19 protein-coding genes are annotated in these 21627 nt (G+C 39.1%); 6 read left to right on the top strand and 13 right to left on the bottom strand.

The window, feature by feature from the left end; translation table 11 throughout:
* Positions 1-164: 164 nt before the first annotated feature.
* The 7 genes from IEX29_RS01025 to IEX29_RS01055 all read right to left on the bottom strand — a co-directional run bounded on the left by IEX29_RS01025 (position 165) and on the right by IEX29_RS01055 (position 7680).
* Positions 165-1583 carry a hypothetical protein gene (locus tag IEX29_RS01025; RefSeq protein WP_188732678.1) on the bottom strand — a complete coding sequence of 473 codons (1419 nt, stop codon included), beginning with the start codon at positions 1581-1583 and terminating at the stop codon, positions 165-167.
* Between the two features lie 117 nt (positions 1584-1700).
* Positions 1701-2660, bottom strand: a complete 960-nt coding sequence (locus IEX29_RS01030; RefSeq protein WP_188732679.1) for a 5-oxoprolinase subunit C family protein — start codon at positions 2658-2660, stop codon at positions 1701-1703.
* A complete protein-coding gene (locus IEX29_RS01035; protein WP_188732680.1) occupies positions 2657-3427 on the bottom strand; it encodes a LamB/YcsF family protein in 771 nt (256 codons plus the stop codon). The genes IEX29_RS01030 and IEX29_RS01035 overlap by 4 nt, the downstream gene beginning before the upstream one ends.
* Positions 3424-4155, bottom strand: coding sequence for a 5-oxoprolinase subunit PxpB (gene pxpB / locus IEX29_RS01040; RefSeq protein ID WP_188732681.1), 732 nt, complete (start codon positions 4153-4155; stop codon positions 3424-3426). The genes IEX29_RS01035 and pxpB overlap by 4 nt, the downstream gene beginning before the upstream one ends.
* A gap of 302 nt (positions 4156-4457) precedes the next feature.
* Positions 4458-5276 carry a purine-nucleoside phosphorylase gene (locus IEX29_RS01045; RefSeq protein WP_188732682.1) on the bottom strand — a complete coding sequence of 273 codons (819 nt, stop codon included), beginning with the start codon at positions 5274-5276 and terminating at the stop codon, positions 4458-4460.
* A gap of 603 nt (positions 5277-5879) precedes the next feature.
* Positions 5880-7043: a toxic anion resistance protein gene (locus IEX29_RS01050; protein WP_188732683.1), complete on the bottom strand. Its 1164-nt coding sequence runs from the start codon at positions 7041-7043 to the stop codon at positions 5880-5882.
* Between the two features lie 13 nt (positions 7044-7056).
* Entirely contained in the window at positions 7057-7680 is a 624-nt protein-coding gene (locus IEX29_RS01055) for a 5-bromo-4-chloroindolyl phosphate hydrolysis family protein (protein WP_188732684.1), read from the bottom strand.
* Between the two features lie 962 nt (positions 7681-8642).
* On the opposite strand from IEX29_RS01055, the gene coaW reads away from it, so the two are divergent.
* The 3 genes from coaW to IEX29_RS01070 are packed head-to-tail and all read left to right on the top strand — an operon-like array spanning position 8643 to position 10901.
* Positions 8643-9434 (top strand): type II pantothenate kinase, encoded by a 792-nt coding sequence (gene coaW, locus IEX29_RS01060; RefSeq protein ID WP_188732686.1) that lies wholly within the window; start codon positions 8643-8645, stop codon positions 9432-9434.
* A 30-nt stretch (positions 9435-9464) separates the two neighbouring features.
* On the top strand, positions 9465-10619 hold the full coding sequence (locus tag IEX29_RS01065) for an MBL fold metallo-hydrolase (RefSeq protein WP_229720036.1): 1155 nt from the start codon (positions 9465-9467) through the stop codon (positions 10617-10619).
* Positions 10620-10634: 15 nt separating this feature from the next.
* Positions 10635-10901: a DUF3006 domain-containing protein gene (locus tag IEX29_RS01070; RefSeq protein WP_188732688.1), complete on the top strand. Its 267-nt coding sequence runs from the start codon at positions 10635-10637 to the stop codon at positions 10899-10901.
* 129 nt (positions 10902-11030) lie between these two features.
* Here the strand turns inward: IEX29_RS01070 and pdxT are convergent, their stop codons facing one another.
* Together pdxT and pdxS are read right to left on the bottom strand one after the other, a co-directional pair.
* Positions 11031-11633 (bottom strand): pyridoxal 5'-phosphate synthase glutaminase subunit PdxT, encoded by a 603-nt coding sequence (gene pdxT / locus IEX29_RS01075; protein ID WP_188732689.1) that lies wholly within the window; start codon positions 11631-11633, stop codon positions 11031-11033.
* Between the two features lie 30 nt (positions 11634-11663).
* Positions 11664-12554: a pyridoxal 5'-phosphate synthase lyase subunit PdxS gene (pdxS, locus tag IEX29_RS01080; protein ID WP_188732691.1), complete on the bottom strand. Its 891-nt coding sequence runs from the start codon at positions 12552-12554 to the stop codon at positions 11664-11666.
* A 114-nt stretch (positions 12555-12668) separates the two neighbouring features.
* Between pdxS and pdxR the strand changes: the two genes are divergently transcribed.
* Both pdxR and IEX29_RS01090 read left to right on the top strand, forming a co-directional pair.
* Positions 12669-14078: a MocR-like pyridoxine biosynthesis transcription factor PdxR gene (gene pdxR / locus IEX29_RS01085; RefSeq protein WP_188732693.1), complete on the top strand. Its 1410-nt coding sequence runs from the start codon at positions 12669-12671 to the stop codon at positions 14076-14078.
* Positions 14079-14502: 424 nt separating this feature from the next.
* Positions 14503-15918 (top strand): alanine/glycine:cation symporter family protein, encoded by a 1416-nt coding sequence (locus tag IEX29_RS01090; RefSeq protein WP_188732695.1) that lies wholly within the window; start codon positions 14503-14505, stop codon positions 15916-15918.
* 51 nt (positions 15919-15969) lie between these two features.
* Here the strand turns inward: IEX29_RS01090 and purU are convergent, their stop codons facing one another.
* Together purU and IEX29_RS01100 are read right to left on the bottom strand one after the other, a co-directional pair.
* Positions 15970-16869, bottom strand: a complete 900-nt coding sequence (gene purU / locus IEX29_RS01095) for a formyltetrahydrofolate deformylase (RefSeq protein WP_373290615.1) — start codon at positions 16867-16869, stop codon at positions 15970-15972.
* A gap of 252 nt (positions 16870-17121) precedes the next feature.
* Positions 17122-18642 carry a zinc ribbon domain-containing protein gene (locus IEX29_RS01100; RefSeq protein ID WP_188732697.1) on the bottom strand — a complete coding sequence of 507 codons (1521 nt, stop codon included), beginning with the start codon at positions 18640-18642 and terminating at the stop codon, positions 17122-17124.
* 189 nt (positions 18643-18831) lie between these two features.
* Between IEX29_RS01100 and IEX29_RS01105 the strand changes: the two genes are divergently transcribed.
* Positions 18832-19302 (top strand): Hsp20/alpha crystallin family protein, encoded by a 471-nt coding sequence (locus tag IEX29_RS01105; protein ID WP_188732698.1) that lies wholly within the window; start codon positions 18832-18834, stop codon positions 19300-19302.
* Positions 19303-19524: 222 nt separating this feature from the next.
* Here the strand turns inward: IEX29_RS01105 and IEX29_RS01110 are convergent, their stop codons facing one another.
* Both IEX29_RS01110 and IEX29_RS01115 read right to left on the bottom strand, forming a co-directional pair.
* A complete protein-coding gene (locus IEX29_RS01110; protein ID WP_188732699.1) occupies positions 19525-20487 on the bottom strand; it encodes a Gfo/Idh/MocA family protein in 963 nt (320 codons plus the stop codon).
* A gap of 143 nt (positions 20488-20630) precedes the next feature.
* Positions 20631-21626 carry a sugar kinase gene (locus IEX29_RS01115; RefSeq protein WP_373290616.1) on the bottom strand — a complete coding sequence of 332 codons (996 nt, stop codon included), beginning with the start codon at positions 21624-21626 and terminating at the stop codon, positions 20631-20633.
* Position 21627 lies beyond the last annotated feature (1 nt).

Consider the following 21627-nt stretch of genomic DNA (forward strand, 5'->3'; position numbering starts at 1 on the left):
TGTTCTAATTGCAAGAAGCATACCATGCAGAGACACTTCATACACAGCGATACCTCTTCCTATGCAGCTTTTTCTGTCATATCTGCTACGGTTCTATGTAATAATCAGATCCACACACTCTAACATTGGTTAAGAATGTTCGGATTCGAAGTTTTCTTATAAAATTAACCTGCTACATATGTCATTACTTGAATATACGCCATCACGATAATATATAGAACAACCGCAAAAATGCCGTTGAACTGAAAGCCGTTTTTAAAGCCGCTTAGGCCATTAGAGCCGCTTAAGACAATAATTGGCATTATTACTGGTGATAACAGAATCGATATCGAGCTCCCCAATGTTACCGCAAGCACAATCAGCTCAGGAGGATATGGCAGATGGATGGACTGGAGAATACCGGCAACCAATACCATCACTGTCAATGGCCCAAGACCGGCAAAGCCTAAAATAATCACCATAAAAGGGAGCAGGTATAATAAATTGATAAATGGCGCAACGGCTTCCAATGCGTAGAGGCTGTCCACGACCCAGCCCGCAAATCCGGTTTTGGTCAGCCCTGCAATCAGCATACCTGCACCAATCATTACACAAAGCTGATAGGATTTACCCGCCATCTCTTCCTTCACATAAAGTGTTGCAATATGCGTTAATTTATATAGACGCTTTTTCACAATATAATAGCTAAGTATCCATACTAAGATGATTAAAGGTATCAGAACAAGAAGTTCCATATGAATCAATGCACTCAGAATAAAGATGGAACCGAAAAGAGAGATAAATAGTATCATAAATTCACGGATAACCCGCTTCGTTTCCCGTTTATTTCTTGTATGCTGCATAATCCCATCAATCTCGTGCCGGAGACCGCTTGTAAAATTCACGTTATATTTTTTATTCTCTATCGGAAAGAACAGAATAGCCAGTATACTTCCTGCTGCAGACACTCCTAATCCCTGTACGATCGATTTCCATAAAGAAGCATCCATTGCTTCTACCACATAGGCAAAGCTCGGGATACTGACTACCCACAAAACAGATAAAGCAAAACCGCGCAGTATTGCTGTCCCTTTATATCTCTCCCATGCCTCTCCTTTTTCATCCTTTAAAATCATGGTAACAAATTGATACAGCATGGGAATCGCACCAAACAGAAGGAAATAGGCAATAATTTGTGTGAAAGATATCATACCAAAATAAAATTTCTTACTCGTATTTACGAAATCATGTGCATAGCTGATAGCAGATTCTAAAAAGGCTTCCTCCCGCAGGACCCAGCTGACCATAGGTATGACAACTAATAGCCCAACCATATTGCGCATTTGCAATAATCCTTCCCGCATTCCAGCTATAAAAGAAGCATCAACAGAGAGGAAGATAATTACTCCAGTTAAAAACAATCCTAACGGCATCTTTAAATGCAATGGTCCATAGTAAACTGCCCCAAATAAAATAATTCCAAATCCAAGAAATACCAGCAGCGTTATAAGGATATCAATATGAAAAAAATAAGTGATGAAATGAATGATAGTAAAACCAATGATGCAGGTGGTTAACGCCCGGCTGATAAATTGTTTACTCATTATTGACAGACTCCTAGATTATTTTGTTATCTTTACTTTACCATGGAAACCCCCTGTATTAAAGTCTGCCTTTAACCAAATGGTGCCGGGTGAAGTCAGCAGAATTACCTTCTTCATTTAAATATGCTGCTGCAAAGCTGTCCGCAGCATTCGTAAATAGCGCTGCTGCTGCAGATAATCCGCCTGCGCTCTTTCTAAGGATACAGATAAAAATTGAATCTCCGAACCGATTTTCTTTTGCACAAGAAGCGGAATATCTGTTGTAATAACAGTAGCGATTCGCGCGTAACCTCCAGTTGTCTGCCGATCAGATAATAATACAATCGGCTGCCCGTTCGCAGGAACCTGTATCGTACCCGGAAGCACAGCATCTGAAATAATATCTGCTCTGTCAGTATGAGACAATGCTTTTCCATCCAGCCGATATCCCATTCGATTCGATTGTTCCGTAATGCGGTAGCTTTCCTGATAAAATTGCTGATATGTTTTATCGGAAAAAGCAAATATATCTGGTCCTGTAATCACTCTGATCGGCCGGTGATGTTCATAATTTGGTAAATCTGTATTTTTTAAATATCTTCCTGCCCGGATAGATTTCCAATCCGCATCTGCTGATAATAAATAATCTCCCTTTTGAAGGACCCTACCTTCTAACCCGCCGATATTTGCTTGTGCATAAGTTGACTTGCTCCCCATTACTTCCTCAGCAAAAAATCCGCCGCTGACTGCAAGATAAGCATATGTTCCATTAACTGGTTTTCCAAATGTTAATATCTGCCCTGCATAAACGCGGAAAGATTTCCATGAATTCAAAGGTTCGTCATCAATTGTTGCCGACAAATCTGCTCCACCGATTGCAACAACAGTATCCTGTAAAACTTTCAACTGAGGGCCCATCAACATAATTTCAAGTGTCGCTTCTTCCTCTTGATTACCTACGAGCAGATTAGCAACACGGTGTGCAAAGACATCCATTGCACCAGAAGTTGGAATACCATATTTTTGATAGCCCATCCTGCCTAAATCTTGAATACTCGTGGATAAACCAGGTTTGATTACTTCAAAGATTTTTTTCAACTTGGATCACCTGCCGCATGTATCTGTATATGCTGACCAGATAATACCTCTGCCAGCTTTCTCACAAAAACAGCTGCCTGTGCCCCATCGCCATGTACACAAATTGTATCAGCCTGAATAGCCACATCTGTCCCATCCACTGCTTCAACTTTCTTTTCCTTTACCATCCGGATAACACGGCTTAGACTTAAATCTACATCATGAATCAATGCATTTGGTGCTAATCTGGGTGTCAAGGTACCATCTGGCTGATAGGTTCTGTCGGCAAATACTTCTTCTGCTACTTGCAGCCCTCTCTTTCTCCCTTCCCTGACAAGCTCTGAATTGGCTAAACCAAATAAAATCATACGTTTATCAACACGATAGACTGCATCCGAAATTGCAGCAGCTAATACTTTATCTGCTGCAGCCATCGAATAGAGAGCACCGTGAGGTTTAACGTGACTGATCCCAGTTCCATAAATTTCTGCAAATCCTCTCATAGCACCAATCTGATAAACCATCAAATTGAAAACCTCTTCCGGTGTCACCTGCATCTTTCGCCGGCCGAATCCTTGTAAATCTAATAACCCGGGATGCGCACCAATTGCGACGTTATTTTTCACTGCTTTTTCTACCGTTTTCCGCATCACATTATGATCTCCAGCATGATAACCACAGGCAATATTGGCAGAGGTAATCCATTCCATTACCTCATCATCCTGTCCGATTCGGTATGCGCCAAAGCTTTCTCCTAAATCACAATTCAAATCTACAGACAATTTCATGATGGATCACCCTTCTCCTCACTTATTTCTGGCTGATATTCTCCGTTTTGTACTGCATCTTCTATTTTATAATAGGCTTCTGAATCAATCGCTTCAAACTGGAGCATATCTCCGGATCGGATAAGAATTTTGTTCTCCTTCTCCGCATCATAAAGACGCGCCGGTGTTTTCCCGATAATTCTCCAGCCTCCCGGCGAATCCAGCGGATAAATCCCTGTCTGCTGATCAGCGATTCCCACGGATCCCCGGTCCACTCTTTTTCTTGGGCTATCCAGCCTTGGTGTAAAAAGCTTCTCAGATAAACCGCCTAAGTAGGGAAAGCCGGGCATGAACCCCATCATATAGACATAATAAAGCGGCTCCGTGTGCAGACGGATTATCTCTTGAGAGGAAAGCTTATGATATTCAGCAACATCGTCCATGTCCACAGCAAATTCTTTTTCATAGCATACTGGGATTGTAATCTTTCTGGCAGCTGGAGGAGCTTCTTCACTCATTATTTTTTGTAATTGATTCAGCTTTTTTTCAAGCTCCATATATGTGATCTCACCCGGATTATAATAAATCGTTACGCTGGTATACGCAGGAATCCACTCAGTGATTCCCTTCATTGGATATTTTTCTAACAGACTGGTAAAGCGATGAACGTTTACATTTACCTGCCTCTCAATTTTATTGCCAAACTGGATACGTACACCACGGTCTCCGTACAATTGAATGGAATACATAATTCATCACCTGTCCTTATTTATTCCGAACTTTCTGTATTTCTATTGTACACCTATTTTTTACAGAAACGAATAAATTGAGCGGAAGAGATATTGATTTTAATAGTTAAAAACCCCATTAAGACATTCAAAAATCTTAACAGGGTATCTCTTTTTATTTTTTATTTTCAAGAACAAGGTGTTTGCTTCCAACCTGATAATTAAGTATTGCACAAATTTCAATGGAACTTACAATAATGGATTGCTTCTGCATTCTTTCTGCCAATATAGGTAAGAAAAAGCTGACTGATAGCAGGGTTTACTTACATTTGATGAATAACTTCTTTAATAAGCTGAACAAATTTACTGCGTGATTGTGCAGCAACCTCAATCACTTCGTCATGACTTAATGGCTGATCTAAAATACCACTCGCCATATTTGTTAAACAAGAGATTCCAAGTACTTTTAATCCCCCATGCACTGCAATAAGCGCTTCAGGAACTGTAGACATACCGACTGCATCTCCCCCAAGTACCCGAATCATACGGATTTCTGCCGGTGTTTCATAAGCTGGTCCGCTCCACCAGGTATACACACCTTCTTGCAGGTCAATATTATTTTCTGTAGCAATGTTTTTAGCTAAATTACGAAGCTCTCGATTGTATACTTCAGAAGAATCCGGAAAACGCGTTCCTAAATCATCATTATTTGGACCAATTAACGGATTTGTTGCAACTAAGTTAATATGATCAGTAATCAACATTAAATCGCCGGGATTGAACTCCTTATTTACTGCTCCGCAAGCATTAGTAATAATGAGTTTATCTGCTCCAAGTGCCTGGATAACACGGACCGGGAAGGTCACTTCATCCAGTGAATATCCTTCATAATAATGATAACGTCCTTTCATAGCGACAATACGCTTTCCATGCAAGGTGCCAATTACAAGCTGGTTCGCATGTCCAACAGCAGCTGATTTTGAGAAATATGGAATTTCTTCATATGGAATTACCACAGCGTCTTCCAATTCATCCGCTAAACCGCCTAATCCCGAACCGAGGATCATACCAATTTCTGGAGCCAGATCCGTTTTACTTTGAATAAATTCACTTGCTTCTTTTATTTGATGTGTCTGATGCATTTTTTATTTCCTCCTTAAACGGATTTATTGTGAATACTTTTCTGATTCGTTCCTGCTTTCTCAGAAAGAAACCTGTCCTCTTATACTATATATCATCTTACAGTCCAAAGCGAAACCAATTTGTCTGCACAATAACCTATGTTAAGTGATTGAATATAAGGTGTCAATCGAAGTTCAAATACTAACTCAACTTTCATACCTGAGAATAAGCATCTATCTATACCTTCGAACATGTTCTACATTATCCTGCTTATATGTTGTTAAATTATCTTTTTATTGAAATGAAGATTGTGTATAGCACCTTCAACCAACCACTACGCTTTCCGACGTACAAATGTTTCCGATGGGGCAAGTAATCGCAAAAGCTCTTCGGTGGGACGAGTAATCGCAGTCCCAGTCCCAGGACGTCGAAAGCAGCCTCACACATTACCTTCTTTCCAGCTGGAGTTTATGCTTTGTCAAGAGCTAGATGAAAGGAACGATCAACATCTGTCTCTATGATAAGCAAATTATTATTTCAGGTGCGAAAGTTGAAACACTAACATTTATACATCCCCGATTAAAATAAAACACCAGGCTCCACACCTGGTGTTCTATCCGCCTTTATTCTTTAAACTCCAGCATTTTATTCTTCAATTCTTCTTCCATGCTGATCAATTCTTTTTCAGCTTCATTACGCTTCTTGCGTCCGTCTGATTGGATCTGCATGGTTTCTTCGATGGTAGACATTAATTTTTCCTGTGTCTGCTTCAATGTATCAATATCTACAAGACCCCGTTCATTTTCTTTTGCGGTTTCAATTGTATTTTCTTTCAGCATATCTGCATTTTTTAACAATAAATCATTCGTTGTTTGAGATACCTGCTTTTGTGCTTCCATCGCATGTCGCTGCCTCAACAGAGTCAAAGCAATCGCTACCTGGTTTTTCCATAGTGGAATAGCTGTTAAAACAGACGATTGGATTTTTTCCACAAGTGCCTGATTCGTATTTTGAATAAGGCGGATCTGCGGTGCGCTTTGCATGGTAATTTGACGGCTCAGTTTAAGGTCATGCGTCCTTTTTTCAAGCCTATCCACAAATTGAAGCATATCATTAACTTCCTGGACGTCCATCTGGCTCCCGCTTGTTTCTGCTTTTTGACGAAGCTGCGGGATGATATCGTTATTAATTTCTTCTACCTTTAACTCCCCGGCCGCAATATAAATGTTTAAAGCATCGTAGTAATCACGGTTTGTTGAAAATAATTTATCAAGCATAACATTATCAGACAAAAGTAAATCCTTATTCCGATCCAGACGCACACTGATACGGTCAATCTGGGAGCTTGTTTTTTGATAACGTGACAGAACCTCATTAACTGATTTTGACAATTTACCAAATAAACGTGATAAAAACCCGTTCTTTTCTTCCTGTAATTCAGATGGATCGATATCCTCCAGCTTTTTCATCAGCTCCGTTAAAATGGAACCAATTTGACTGACATCCTGTTTTTGAACATGTTCTAACATTTCATGAGAAAATTGATGTAATTTCGCTTGTGCTTCCACACCATATTTTACTAGGGACTGTTGATTTGTTGTATCAATTTGCAGTGCTAATTGTTCTGCTTTTTTACGATGTTCAGCCGGAAGCTTGTCAACAAGCCTTGGTGCTTTAGCACTTTCTAAACCTTGATCAGAAGTGCCCGCAGAAACTTCTGTTCTTTCCCCAAACGGATCATTTAATAAATCATTTATAGAATCATTAGATTGGCCTTTTTCAGTCATGTAGATATCCTCCTTATTTTTTAGATCGGCGCAGCGTCTGCTTTGCTACATCCAGCTCAAAATCCAGCGTTTCTAAATCATCTCTGAGCATCACCTGTAAATCCTTTTTTATCGTCCGGCTGAAGGCAGTAAGTGTCTGCCTGGTCTCCTTTAACGATTTTTGCATCTCAATAGACGGGGAAGGCTGGCTGGAAAGATAAGCATAACGCTCTGACAATTCCACAAGCGAGTCTAAATGATTATAGAAAAAACCCTCTGCCTGATAGAATCGTACCGGTTCTTTTCTTGCGTTGTTATATATTTTTTGTGCCGTTCTTACAATAGCTAAGTTTTCCCGTGCATGCTGGAAAGACCGTACTTTGAATAAGGCTTTTTGCATGCGTGTTATCTTGCCTCTTGCTTCTTTTAAATTCGTATCAATAAATTTATATTCTTTTTTGGTTAACCCCTGACTTCTGACAAATCGATAATCCATGATTTGTTTTGCAGCCGCATAAGTCAATACACCACCGGTTGCAGCAAAAAGACTTGTTAACAGTACGGTCTGTCCATATATAAAAAAGCTTACCAGCCATATAGCTGTCAGGCTGACAGCACCTACAAAGCTCTGCATTAAAAATTGCATTATTGCCCGCATACGCTCACTCCTAAGTGATTAATCATTCTTTCCTAAGTATATTCGTCTATACTCTTTCTCTTATTATACTATTACGAATGACTGTTTTAAAAGTTTCAATTTCTTTTTATTTAAAGCTTGATTTATCTAAGCGCTAAAAATTATGATAATATAAGAATGAACGTTCTTATGTTTAGGAATGGTACAATTATTTTAATTCTCCAGGTTTACTAAATAACTCAACTTTCGCACCTATGAGTAAACATACTAACCTTGCTGTTCCAGGATGTACATGGTCTCTATTATCATGCTTGCTTTTAGTTAACTCATCTTTTTATTTTTTGAACAGGTTATTGTGTATAGCTTCCGCTCCGGCCAACCACTCCGCTTTCCATGGGGACGGCTTCAGCTAACTTGAAAAGAAACCCGCTTTTCAAGTGGATCTTCAGCCCGCCCTGTTCCCATAGGAGTCTCCGTGGTTGGCCTGCGCTCTAATAGGATTCTACAGCGCATGGAAGAAATAACATCCTGATGAAGTTAGATGAAATCATCGTTTTTAGCAGTTCAAATCATGACAGCATGAATAATCCCTATCGAGAATAGCTTTCATGCATCAAAAATAAGGATTGCTGAGCATGTTTACCATACAACACAAAAAATTTGTTCTGCCAGATCTATCTTTTATTAGTTCAGTTATTTCAGTATAGAATATCTTACTAGCGAAGGCGGACCGTTTTGACTCCTGAGGGATCAGCACCATCTGAAGTTCCACTTTTGCCAAGTGCTCTTCTTGGCAAAAGTTAGCTGAAGAGCGTGCCCCTAGGAAAGCAAAACGGTCCGCCGCAGCGGTCGCTTTACCTTCTATCTTTGTCAACAGATATATAGAAGAAATGATCAACCCCTGTTCCTATGGATAGAAAGTTACTTTTTAAAGTGCGAAAGTTGAGTAAATAACTGCTTTTTATTCGAGGAGGGTGTTTTTAATGAAACGAATTGGTATTGATGCAGGCGGATCTTTAATAAAAATTGCGTATGAAGAAGAAGGCAGGCTTCGATTAAAGACTTATTCTGCCAAACAGGTTGATGAAGTGATTCAATGGCTGGAAATGATTGCACCGGAAGCGGATCTGCATGTGACAGGCGGCAGAGCCGAGGCAGTGAGAGCTTCCAATAAATCCATTTCTATATTTAAGGAATTTGAGTGTGTAATCGAGGGAACAAAATATTTGCTATTGGAAGAAAATAAGCTTCCCGAAACAGAATATCTTTTAGTGAATATTGGTACAGGGACCTCTTTCTTTCACAACAGAAATCGCTTATCAGGAACAGGGGTCGGAGGCGGTTTGTTTACTGGCATTGGAGCAATTATTGCAGGTACATCTGATTATCACTCTCTGGTCGAGCTTGCCTCTAAGGGAGACCGAACCAAAAGTGATCTGATGGTTTCGGATATTTACCAATTTAGCAGTTCTCCTATCGAAGCTTCCTTGACTGCTGCCAATTTTGGAAAGGATCAGCTGGATAAATCGGTTTCTGTTGAAGATCAGCTGGCGGCACTAACTCAATTGATTGGGGAGACGATTGTATTACTGTCCAGTTTAACGGCAAATTCATTAGAAACAAAAGAAATCGTAATGATTGGCGGCACATTAACTGGAAACCCGCTCTTAAAACAGGTGATTTCCTCTTTTGAAAGCATGTTTGATTATAACTTAACTTTTTTGGAAAAAGGAAATCACGCTGGTGCAATTGGTGCACTATATCACGATGAATAAACAGAATTATAAGTACGAGGAGAATGGTATTTGAAAAAATTTATTTATTTTAGCTTCATCATGATGTTTGTATTGGCAGGCTGTCAGGCAAAAACAGATTCAGCAGCACAATCCAATACAGTGGATGGTGCTTTAGGGGCGCATTTTATTGACGTTGGACAAGGTGACTCCACTTTGTTCACTCTGGAGGAAGAAGACGAAAAAGCTGTTATCCTCTTTGACACAGGAGATTGGCAGGGAAATGAAGTAGTACCTTATTTAGAGGAACAGGGAATCACAGAAATTGATTTGGTCATTATCAGTCATCCGGATGCAGATCATATTGGCCAGCTTTCCAAGGTTCTTGATCGATTTGCTGTAGATGAGGTTTGGATGTCCGGCAATGAAAGTACATCCAATACATATCAAACAGCAATGGAAAAAATATTATCTCAGGATATCGATTATCATGAGCCGCGGACCGGGGAAGCGTATGAATTAGGTCCAATTGAATTAGAAGTATTGTACCCGGAGGATATCTCTGGAAAATTAAATGAAGAATCGGTCAGTATTCGTTTGGTTTATGATCAGATTTCTTTTGTACTGACCGGAGATGCAGGAGTGAAGGAAGAAAAAGAGATGATGGACTCTTCTCAGCTCAGCAGCACCTTTTTACATTTAGGTCATCATGGTTCTAAAACATCTACAGACCCGGAATTTTTAAATGCAGTTCAGCCGCAGATTGCTATTTATAGTGCCGGCAAAGATAATTCCTACGGTCATCCAAGTCCGGAGGTTATTGAATTATTAGATGGAGAAAATATCAGCTGGTATGGCACTGATCAAGATGGAACCATTGTTGTAACTACAGACGGAAAAGCCTATTCCATTGAAACAGAAATGAGCACAGATATTACTGTTTCAGAACCGGATGTAGCGAAAAATAACGAAATTTCTGCTGACGAGGAAAATGAAGATGCTTCTGAAGACATCTCAAGTGATGAAAAAAAGGAGTCCAGCTGTATCGACTTAAATAATGCTTCCAAAGAAGAATTAACTGAAATTATTCATATTGGCAACGAACGTGCAGATCAAATAATGGATCAACGTCCATTCACTGCTTTGGATGAGCTTGAGGAAATTGATGGATTAGGCCCAAGCCGGATTGCAGATATAGAATCCGAGGATCTGATTTGTGACTTTTAAAGGAGTTGAGTAATAATGAAAGGGATCATTGATCGTTTCGAAGGAGAAACAGCAGTTATTTTAGTGGAAGCAGAGAGCCGGGAAATTCTAATTTCAAGCAGTGAACTTCCTGAAGAGTGTACAGTGAAATCAGTTGTGCGGATTGAGGAGTCAGAGGAACATACTCACCCAAGAATCACACTCGATACGGAGGCAGATCAGGAGAATAAACAGCAATCGGGTGATCTTCGCAAGGCTTTATTGAAACGAAAAAAAAGCAGTAAGCTGAGAAGACGAAAATAGTTGTAATGGCCTTTCCTTTCATATAAGTAGCAAATTAATAAAAACCTGAAAAAATGCAGCTGAAATCTCCATTTTTTCAGGTTTTCTTTTTAATCTTTTATGGTTTAAAACCATTGGAATTCCTTTTCATTAAATTATTAACGCCGACTTCTCTCCAACCATCGAAAGAAATAATTCCAAGAACCGGTTATCATCAGTCAGTTCCGGATGAAAAGCCGCTACAAGTAAATTATCTTGTCTTGCAGCCACAATTTTATTATCATACGCAGCTAAAACCTCTACATTTTCTCCAACCGATGCAATATATGGTGCACGGATAAATACTGCCGGATAACCTTCCTTCATCCCTTTTACATCTAAATTTGCTTCGAAGCTGTCCTTTTGTCTGCCAAATCCATTTCTTTTCACCTGGATATCCATCAGCTTCAAGCTTACTGGTTCTTCTGTTTCCACCTGACTTTTACCAAGAAGCACAAGACCTGCACAGGTTCCAAAGATCGGCTTTTTTAATTGAGCGAATTGCTGAACAGCTTCAATAAGACTATTTTTCTTCATCAAACGCCAGATAGTTGTACTTTCTCCACCTGGAATAATTAATCCATCTACATTCTCCAGCATTTCTTTATTTTTAATAAGAACCGGCTCTTGTCCTAAAGCACACAGTTGGCTGGCGTGTTCTTCTGTTGCTCCCTGCATGCTTAGAATCCCGATTCTATACTTGTTTCTATTCATGCTGTTCACCTCTTTCTCCTTCAACATCACTTAAAAACTGCGATCCTGCATTCTGTCTTCAGGACGTAGTGTTTTCATATCAATCCCTTTCATCGCTTCTCCTAAGTCCTTAGAAAGCTCGCCAATTTTTTGATAGTCCTGATAATACGTTGTCGCTTCTACGATAGAACGGGCAAATTTCTCAGGATTTTTTGATTTAAAAATACCTGACCCGACAAAGACGCCGTCTGCTCCAAGTTCCATCATAAGTGCAGCATCAGCCGGAGTTGCTACACCACCTGCTGCAAAGTTTACTACCGGCAGTCTGCCAGCTTCTTTAATCTGCATTAAAATTTCGAATGGAGCGCCAAGATTTTTAGCTTCTGTCATCAGTTCATCCTCGTTCATATGTACAATTCTTCTCACCTGTGATTGTACTTCACGTAAATGACGTACTGCTTCCACAATATTTCCTGTTCCCGGCTCACCTTTAGTACGCAGCATAGATGCACCTTCGCCAATCCGGCGGGCTGCTTCTCCTAAATCACGGCATCCGCATACAAATGGAACAGTGAATGGCTTTTTATCCAGATGGAATAAGTCATCCGCCGGCGTAAGCACTTCACTTTCGTCGATATAATCCACACCAAGTGACTCTAAAATGCGCGCTTCCACAATATGACCAATACGCACCTTTGCCATAACCGGAATAGATACAGCTTCCATTACTTCCTCGACAATGCTTACATCCGCCATTCTCGCCACGCCGCCGGCAGCACGGATATCAGATGGAACCTTCTCCAATGCCATTACTGCAACAGCACCCGCTTCTTCTGCGATTTTTGCCTGTTCCTTGTTGACAACATCCATAATGACGCCGCCTTTTTGCATTTGCGCCATACCTCTTTTTACACGTTCTGTTCCAGTAACTCGATCTGTCATATTATTTCCCCCTAGATTCTTTATTGTTTTTTTATTATTATAAAAATAATATGACATGAATGAAAGTGCCAATTTTATATATTTTAATGAGGTCAGTTTTAAAGGAGGGAGAAAATGGATTTATTATCTGTCCATTTAGATGAAACAATAAGTACACCTTTGTATGAACAGCTGTATGAGTTTATAAAACAGGAAATTGTAGAGGAGCGGCTTCCTTACGGGCAAAAGCTGCCTTCTAAGCGTAAGCTCGCCAATCATTTAGAAGTTAGTCAAAACACCGTAGAAACAGCTTTTGAACAGCTCGTGGCAGAAGGATATATTACATCCCGGCCCAGAAAAGGTTTTTATGTACTGGCTCATGGAGATTTAGAATTTGTGGAGCATTCAATAAAAAAAGAAGGTCCTAAATTTGAGAAAGAACCAGCCATTTTATTTGATTTATCTCCAAATAAAATTGATACCGAAGCATTTCCTTTTTCCCAGTGGAGACGTCTGAACAGACAAGTAATTGATGAAGCAAATCATGATTTACTCTTACTTGGTGATCCCAAAGGAGATAAAGAGCTGCGTGAAGCTATTGCACACTATGTGTATCACGCACGCGGGATTGACTGTGATCCGGATACGATTGTTGTCGGAGCTGGAATTGAGGTTTTAATGCAGCAGCTCCTTTCTTTACTGCCAGGCTCCACCGTATTTGGAATTGAAGATCCCGGCTATCAATTGATGGTGAAATTAATTACGCATTTTGGTTTTTTAGGACGAGCCTTGGGTATGAGTGAAGAAGGGGTTTCTATTGAAGCAGTCCGCCTTTTGGAGCCTGATTACATCTATGTAACTCCTTCCAATCATTTCCCATACGGAACAGTTACCTCTATCAGCCGGCGTAATCAGCTATTGCAATGGGTTAATGAAGCAGAGAACCGTTTTATCATTGAGGATGACTATGATAGTGAATTTCGATATGTAGGAAAAACAATTCCTCCTATGAAAAAAATGGATTTTAATGACCGGGTTATTTATTTAGGCTCCTTTTCTAAATCATTAATTCCTTCTCTGCGGATCAGTTATATGATTCTGCCGAAAAAATTACTGGAACAATATCGGAACAGACTTTCCTTTCATCATTCTACGGTTTCACGAATTGACCAGCATGTACTGGCACGCTTTATCCAGGAAGGGTATTTTGAAAAACATTTAAACCGGATGAGAAAAATATATAGAAGGAAATTTGAGTTTGTACAGCAGCTTTTCGAGGCTTATAAGCCTTCTATTCAGCTTTTGGGCGAGCAATCCGGTCTCCATGTCGTCTGTGAAGTTCGGAATGGGCTGACAGAAGAGGAGATAATGAAGAGAGCTGAACAACAAAAGATCAAGCTTTATCCAATCTCCTATTATGCCTCTAAAAATGCTGTTGTCTCACATCCACAATTTGTGATTGGTTTTGCGGGAATGAAAGAACAGGAAATAGAGAAAGCAGTACAACATCTCATTACTATCTTTCAGCCACAAAGGTATCCTTAGTAAGACAGATAAAAAAACATTGGTTTGGCCCCCTTCTAATGAGGCTGATACTATGTTTGTTTTCTATCCTAAAATCTGCAATAATTTTTAGCATTTGTATAGTGTAAAAGAAAACTTCTTCATCTATAAATTACCTTTATGGATGAGAAGTTTTTTCTTTTTTAAATAAACAGCCTTACTTCTATGAATTTTTACAATAATTCCCCTCTTTTAAAATTAATGGAACTATTATAAATCTATGCTATAATATATTGTCTTTATCTAACACTATCAGTACACAGTATTACATTCCTTACCATTTTCTCAGCTCAAAAATTTCCATACAGAGCAAGGTACCCTCATGCAACATTACTTCTTACCTTGCTAATATTCCTGCAGATTCAAACAGCAAAGAAGCAATTTTCAACTAGAAAGGAAGAGATTAATGGATTTTATTTATACAATTTTAAATCATTTTAATGATTTCATCTGGACTTATATCCTGATTGTCGTATTGATAGGAGTGGGACTTTATTTCACTCTCAGAACTGGATTTGTCCAATTTCGTTTACTCCCGGAAATGTTTCGTACTGTATTCGACAAACGTTCTTATGATGCATCTGGAACGAAGGGAACAAGCTCTTTCCAGGCATTTGCAATCAGTGCAGCTTCCCGGGTAGGTACAGGAAATATGGCAGGAGTTGCAACGGCAATAGCTTTAGGCGGACCGGGTGCTTTATTCTGGATGTGGCTTATCGCCATTATCGGCGCAGCATCCGGATTTGTAGAAAGTACACTTGCACAATTATATAAAGAAAAAGATAATCATCAATATCGTGGCGGCCCCGCTTATTATATGGAAAAAGGAATGAATAGGCGCTGGCTGGGAATCATTTTTGCGATTATGATTACATTCACCTATGGATTTGTATTCAGCTCTGTACAGTCTAATACGATAAGTATCGCATTCGATTCACAATTTAACGTCAGTCCGGGCTGGATTGCCATTATCCTGACGATTCTTACAGCAGCAGTTATCTTTGGCGGTTTAAAAAGTATTGCCAACGTATCACAAATTATTGTTCCATTTATGGCAATTATTTACGTTGGACTTGCATTGGTTATTGTTATATTAAATATCACTGCAATCCCAGATATGTTTGTATTAATCTTTGAAAATGCTTTTGGTATCCGTGAAGTTGCCGGCGGAGGCTTCGGGGCTGCGATTATGCTGGGTATCCGCCGCGGACTTTTCTCTAATGAAGCAGGAATGGGGGCAGCACCAAACGCTGCAGCAACTGCAGATGTGAGTCATCCCGTTAAACAAGGATTAGTACAAGCGTTAGGTGTTTTCTTTGATACACTGCTTGTATGTACTGCCACTGGTTTAGTTATTCTGTCTGCAGGAGGATTTGCCGGCAGTGATGCGGATGGAATTGCTTTAACACAGACGGCCTTCACACAAATGTTAGGGAGCTGGGCTGGTATATTTATTGCTATCTCTGTTTTCTTATTTGCTTTTACATCCATCCTTGGAAATTACTATTACGGGGAAAATAATCTGGCCTATATTAAAAATTCCAAGGTATTGATTTTTCTATATCGAATCGCTGCATTACTGATGGTCATCTTCGGTACGTTCGCATCCTTCGATCTTGTCTGGCTGTTAGCGGATATTTTTATGGCATTGCTTGCTTTACTCAACCTCCTTGCCATTACAGTCCTGTTTAAAAAAGCCAACGTTTTATTAAAGGATTACATGAAACAACGAAAAGAAGGAAAAGACCCTGTATTCTATAAAGATACCTTAGACGACCAATCCGGTATTGAATGCTGGGAACGGGAAACAGAAAAGAATTAATTATTTTAAAACACAGAGGAGGAACCGATTGGGTTCCTCCTCTGTGTTTTTTTATTCAAATACAATAGATTTATTTCCATATACGATAATACGGTCTTCCAAGTGCCATTTAACAGCCCGTGCCAGCACCCGGCGTTCAATGGACTGGCCAATCTTTTTCAAATCATCGACATTATGCTCATGGCTGACTGGCTCTGTTCCCTGCTCAATAATTGGTCCCTCATCTAAATCATTCGTTACATAATGAGAAGTGGCACCAATCATTTTTACGCCTCTTTCAAAAGCACGTTCATACGGTTTAGCTCCGATAAATGCAGGCAGGAAAGAATGATGGATATTAATAATTCTATTTTTAAAATCTTCAACAAATGTTGGAGAAAGGATTTGCATATATCTTGCCAGAACGATTAGATCAATATCATAGTCATCTAAAATTTCTTTTTGCTTCGCCTCTACCTCTTGTTTTGTTTCTTTTGTAATCGGCAAATGATAAAAATCAATTCCTAATGCTTCAACCATTTCCCGTGAATTTTCATGATTGCTGATAACCACTGGAATATTCGCCATTAAGTCCCCGCTTTGCCATTCCCATAACAGCTCTAATAAGCAATGCGGTTCTTTGGAGACAAAGATAGCGATATTTTTCAACTCATGAACAAGGCTCAAGCGCCACTCCATTTGAAAGCGTTCTGCAACCTCCCGGAATTCCTTCTTCAGCTTTTCAACATCTGTCCCAGGCTGATATTCAAAGTCCAGACGCATAAAGAATTCGCCGCCTTTTGGATTTACGGTAAACTGATTCGATGAAACAATATTTGCCTGCTCATTCCATAAAAAAGTAGAAATTGCAGAGACAATGCCCGGCTGGTCAGGACATTTAATGATTAATCTTGCTCTATTTTCATAACGGTCTTTATAAAAATCTGCCCGTTTATCTGTGTACATATTCACTGTCTGACTTCCTCGCTTCTATATTATTCGTATAGTATAGATTAGCGGATAAGTGGCTGTCAGGTCAAGCCTTTTTTATACAAATATTCAGTTAAAAATTTACTCCGGCTAAATAAGCTGTCCTTTTATCTAAAAATCAGAAAATCATAATTCCATATCCTGTACTATCTATTTTTAGCTGTTATTTTATCAAATAAAAAAGAAGCTGGAGAACACCTATTCAGATATCCCCCAGCTATTATGATCTATAACTTATTCGTCATCTTCTTCATCGTCATCACTGCTTGAGCCTGAAGCTTCATACACTTCTCCGGCTCCATCATATATTTCGAACTCTGTTGCTGTAGTATAGCTGGAATCATATAATCCTTCAGCTATCCACTTATCATCCTGGTATCTGATTTCAAGCAGGAATGGCAGAGCGCCTTCTTCCTGGTCAGCTCCCTCTTCCAATGCGCCTGTCACATACAGTTCCACCGGTACTTCGAAATTAGGACCGTCATCACTAAACGTGTACGTTTCTTCTAAATCTGCAAAGCTGATACCAATTTCATCTAAGCTCCCTTCAAAGTAAAGCTCATCTGATGAATATTCAAAATCAAATTCCATCTCATCTTTTACATAGTCTGATGCGTATTCCATATTAGAAGTATCATGATTCGCAATAGCTGCAATATATTCCTCAGAAAACTGGACAATAGAATCAGCCATATCTTCTTTAATTGTATCATTAAAGAAATCAATATTTACATCAACGTACCGGTCATCAATAGCAATAGGGTCCATTTCCATTGCTCCCCACGGCGTTTCAACATTTGTTTCCAATGTTAATGAGCCGTCTGTCAATATAGGGCCGATATCAACAGAGTATTCTGTCAGATCAATTTCTACCGGCTGGCCGTCTATTGTAAATGTGATTTCATCATATGGTAGATTTGTCTCCAGATTCGGATAAATAGTGACCTCTGATACATCAAATTCCAAAGAAGATGAATTATAGTAATCAGCTAAAACCACTGTCTGATCCTTTTCTAAATCTCCAAAATCTGTGCTTATCGTACTTATTGCCTCATAGGCTCCTGGTGCGATTGGGCCGTATTCTATTGAATAGCTTGTTTGTTCACTGATATCAAACTCTTTCCCATTAAAGGTTGTTTGAACACCTTCTAAATCAGAGCTGATAGATACATATTGCGGCTCCAGCTCGATAATATACTGTGTAAAGATGAGCATCCCTTTTTCATCTGCTTCTTCTACAGAAAAAAGAGTGCCATCAGATATTACCCGTTCCGGACGGTTCTCATTGATATTCACATTTCTGTGATTTTCTCCTACAAGCTGTGCCAATGCTTTTGTCTCTTCTTCAGAAATTTCATTTCCGTTCATACGCACAAGACTATGTAATTCTTCCTCATCCTGTTCTACTAAAGCTTCTACAAACCTTTCAACAACTTTTTCTTCTGCATAATACGAATTACCCCAAATATAAAATCCAATTCCAGCAATCGCTAAGACACCTACAATACTAAAAATTAGTTTTTGCTTTTTTGATAGCGGCTTCCTTTCTTTTGGCGGTTCTTGCCCGTGCTGTGTTGAATTTTCTGATTTATTCTGCGATGCTGGTATTTGTGCCTCTGTTTGATTATTTGTTGCCGCCTGTTCTTTTTGAGATTCACTTTCTGAAAGTATTTTATTTACCTTTGCTCCACAATTCTTACAAAACATAGCTCCTTCTGAAATGGGATGCCCACATTCTTTACAAAAATCGCTCAATTTTTTTCTCTCCTTTATTTTTATATTTCTCCTTATCCGGCTTATGTATTTCTGTTTCAGAATAAAATAATATAATTTCTAATGATTTCAAATTTAAGGTACAGCCCTACTTTTACACACAGCTTTTGCCCTGCCTGCATAGAATAGTTTTAGCACAGAAATCAAAAGTTAGAGTAAGGAGGTTTTTTGATGAATTCTGATAAGCACGATTCTCATTCTGATAAAAGAAAAGTATTCCCTGAGAATTGGAATATTGATTTCGCCCCCTTTCAACAATTTATGGATCGAATGGATAATTTATTTTCACGTTCTTTTAAATCCTTCCAGGGCCAGATACTTAATGATTTCCCCGCAGAAATAATTGAAGAAGAGAACAACATTTATGTGAAAGCAGAGGTTCCCGGATACCGCCGTCAGGATATTCAAATTGAAATGATAGGTAACCGTATTATAATAAAATTGGAAAAGAAAGAAAGCCTATCATTAAACACAGATACGAAGAACATTGATAAAACATCCATCCAGCAAAAAGAACGAATTATCACACTCCCTTTTAATATACCAAAAAATAGCACATCAGCAACCCTTGAAAATGGAATTTTAATCATTAATATTCCGAAACAATCCATATCATCCCATATTATAGATATTGAAGAATAATGCACATTCTGGATTATATGCGAAAAGTCCTCCATAAATGATGAAAAAAATCGCCGTATATAAATCTCTACGGCGATTTAGTTTATATTTTATAACGGACAACTTCCCGTGCGAGAAGATGGAAAACTTCTATGGAAGGTTGTCCGGATTGAAGATAGCAGAAATTTTGCTGATTAGACAGGATGAAACATTCACTTTGCTGCCTGTTTACTCCGACTGGGATTATAACCCGGCCTGAGCACGTGCATCCTCTAAAACCTCAGCAACTGCAATAGTGTGATTTATTAATTCTTCAAATGTTTTTTTATTATTCTTTTTGATAATTTTATTAAAATAAATAAACTCATAGGTAAGGCGTGCACGATCCTGTTTTACAGAAATGTCCTTTGTTTTTCCATCAATGGTGATTTTTACATTGTTCACGCCATTTGCACCGGGCTTAATATACATATACCCGTCTTCCCCCTGAATAGAGACAAAATTTTCCCCGGTTGTATCCTTTGATCCAACACAGCTTGCTTGAAATCCAGGATAAGAGAGTAAAGCAATACCTGAAGTATCTATACCATTTTCAAATAAATTTGCCTTGTAGGTAACTTCAGATGGTTTGCCAAATAAACGCAATACGAAATGAAGATTATAAATATTAATATCAGATAAAGCACCGCCTGCAAACTCAGGATTAAACATATTAGTTACCTCACCGGCTTTTAATTGATCGTAACGGCTGGAATACTGGCTATAATTACATTGAATTAACCGGATTTTCCCTAAACGTTCAATATGTTTGGACAGCTCTAAAAAGTTAGGTAAAAACAGCGTCGGAATTGCCTCAAAAACAAACACATTATTTTGTTCCGCTGCTTCCTTTAATTTTTTTGCATCCTCTGCATTCGGTGTAAACGGTTTTTCACAAATCACATGCTTGTGATTCTTCACAGCTTGGAGCGCTTGCTCTGTATGCAGCTTATTGGGTGAAGCGATATATACTGTATCCATCTCCTCATCAGCAAAAAAATCTTCCAGGGATGTATACGTTTTAGGAATTTGATAATCTCCAGCTAATTCATCAGCTGTTTCTTGTTTTCTGGAATATGCAGCAACACAAGTTACTTCTTCAATCGGTTCAATTGCCCGCAACATTTCCTGAACAATTTTACCCGATCCAATTGTGCCCAGTTTCATACTAATCAACCTTTCTTGTTTATCCTTTTATACAATTTATGCAAAAAATGCTTATCCCTATCATAACATAGAATGCAAGTCATCTTCAGAAAAATCGTAAAAATTACTTCCTGCTGCAATCCCTAATCTTACCTGGAGACATGTTACCTTTCTACTCTCTCAATTTCTCCAAGCCTTTCCTGCACATCCTCGTAATATGGCAATCCCTCATTGTCCCCGGTAATACTTACAACCATGGAACCAATTGTATTTGCGAAATGGAGGGAGCGATCTAAATCCCAATCATGCAAATAACCATATAAAAATCCGGCGTTAAATCCATCACCTGCACCAACTGTATCCACAACCTTTGTCGCCTTCACAGGGTCTGCATATATGAGCTGTCCCTGATGATATCCGGCAGATCCATGCTCTCCGCGTTTTACAATAATGGTTGGAATGCCGATTTCTTTTGTTTTTTCAATAATCTTTTCGGGGTCACTCTCTCCAATAATAATATCCATTTCTTCATCCCCGGCAAGTAAAATATCCACATGTGGAAGAATATCCAATAAAACTTTCCGCGCTTCTTCTTTTGTCCACATTTTCAAGCGGATATTTGGGTCAAAGGATATTTTCACGCCATGTTTTTTGGCCAGCCGGATTGCTTCCATCATGACATTTAAATTATCCCCCCCGATGGCAGGGAAAATTCCTGTGATATGGAGCACACGTGCATTTTTAATATACGATTCATTTAATTCCTCCGGCTTCATCGTCAGCGTTGGTGACTTGTCCCGGTAATAAAATGTCTGTACATTGCCGTCCTCCATAATTTCTTTAAAATACACAGAAGTAGGATAACCTTTTACAAGCTTAAGCTCAGATGTATCAACCTGCTCTCCTCTGGCAAATGTGCGGATAGACTTTCCAAATTCATCATTCCCCAGCCTGCTGACAAAACCCGTACTTAACCCTAATCGGGAACAGCCAATCGCCAGGTTTAATTCTGCACCGCCAATATTTTTCTGAAAACCATTAACAAATTTCATCGGTCCTTTTGTATCTGGATTAAATACAACCATTGCCTCTCCCATACTAACTACATCACGCATTTCTTTTCCTCCCCATAAAACCTCTATAAGTACTTTTCTATTCATT

It is taken from the genome of Oceanobacillus neutriphilus (genome assembly GCF_014645515.1).
Classification (GTDB): domain Bacteria; phylum Bacillota; class Bacilli; order Bacillales; family Amphibacillaceae; genus Oceanobacillus; species Oceanobacillus neutriphilus.

What these genes read in the sequence shown, in the direction of transcription:
- IEX29_RS01025 (WP_188732678.1), bottom strand. Translation starts at nt 1,583, where the DNA reads ATGAGTAAACAATTTATCAGCCGGGCGTTAACCACCTGCATCATTGGT.
- IEX29_RS01035 (WP_188732680.1), bottom strand. Translation starts at nt 3,427, where the DNA reads ATGAAATTGTCTGTAGATTTGAATTGTGATTTAGGAGAAAGCTTTGGC.
- pxpB (WP_188732681.1), bottom strand. Translation starts at nt 4,155, where the DNA reads ATGTATTCCATTCAATTGTACGGAGACCGTGGTGTACGTATCCAGTTT.
- IEX29_RS01045 (WP_188732682.1), bottom strand. Translation starts at nt 5,276, where the DNA reads ATGCATCAGACACATCAAATAAAAGAAGCAAGTGAATTTATTCAAAGT.
- IEX29_RS01050 (WP_188732683.1), bottom strand. Translation starts at nt 7,043, where the DNA reads ATGACTGAAAAAGGCCAATCTAATGATTCTATAAATGATTTATTAAAT.
- IEX29_RS01055 (WP_188732684.1), bottom strand. Translation starts at nt 7,680, where the DNA reads ATGCGGGCAATAATGCAATTTTTAATGCAGAGCTTTGTAGGTGCTGTC.
- coaW (WP_188732686.1), top strand. Translation starts at nt 8,643, where the DNA reads ATGAAACGAATTGGTATTGATGCAGGCGGATCTTTAATAAAAATTGCG.
- IEX29_RS01070 (WP_188732688.1), top strand. Translation starts at nt 10,635, where the DNA reads ATGAAAGGGATCATTGATCGTTTCGAAGGAGAAACAGCAGTTATTTTA.
- pdxT (WP_188732689.1), bottom strand. Translation starts at nt 11,633, where the DNA reads ATGAATAGAAACAAGTATAGAATCGGGATTCTAAGCATGCAGGGAGCA.
- pdxS (WP_188732691.1), bottom strand. Translation starts at nt 12,554, where the DNA reads ATGACAGATCGAGTTACTGGAACAGAACGTGTAAAAAGAGGTATGGCG.
- pdxR (WP_188732693.1), top strand. Translation starts at nt 12,669, where the DNA reads ATGGATTTATTATCTGTCCATTTAGATGAAACAATAAGTACACCTTTG.
- IEX29_RS01090 (WP_188732695.1), top strand. Translation starts at nt 14,503, where the DNA reads ATGGATTTTATTTATACAATTTTAAATCATTTTAATGATTTCATCTGG.
- IEX29_RS01105 (WP_188732698.1), top strand. Translation starts at nt 18,832, where the DNA reads ATGAATTCTGATAAGCACGATTCTCATTCTGATAAAAGAAAAGTATTC.
- IEX29_RS01110 (WP_188732699.1), bottom strand. Translation starts at nt 20,487, where the DNA reads ATGAAACTGGGCACAATTGGATCGGGTAAAATTGTTCAGGAAATGTTG.
- IEX29_RS01115 (WP_373290616.1), bottom strand. Translation starts at nt 21,626, where the DNA reads ATGAATAGAAAAGTACTTATAGAGGTTTTATGGGGAGGAAAAGAAATG.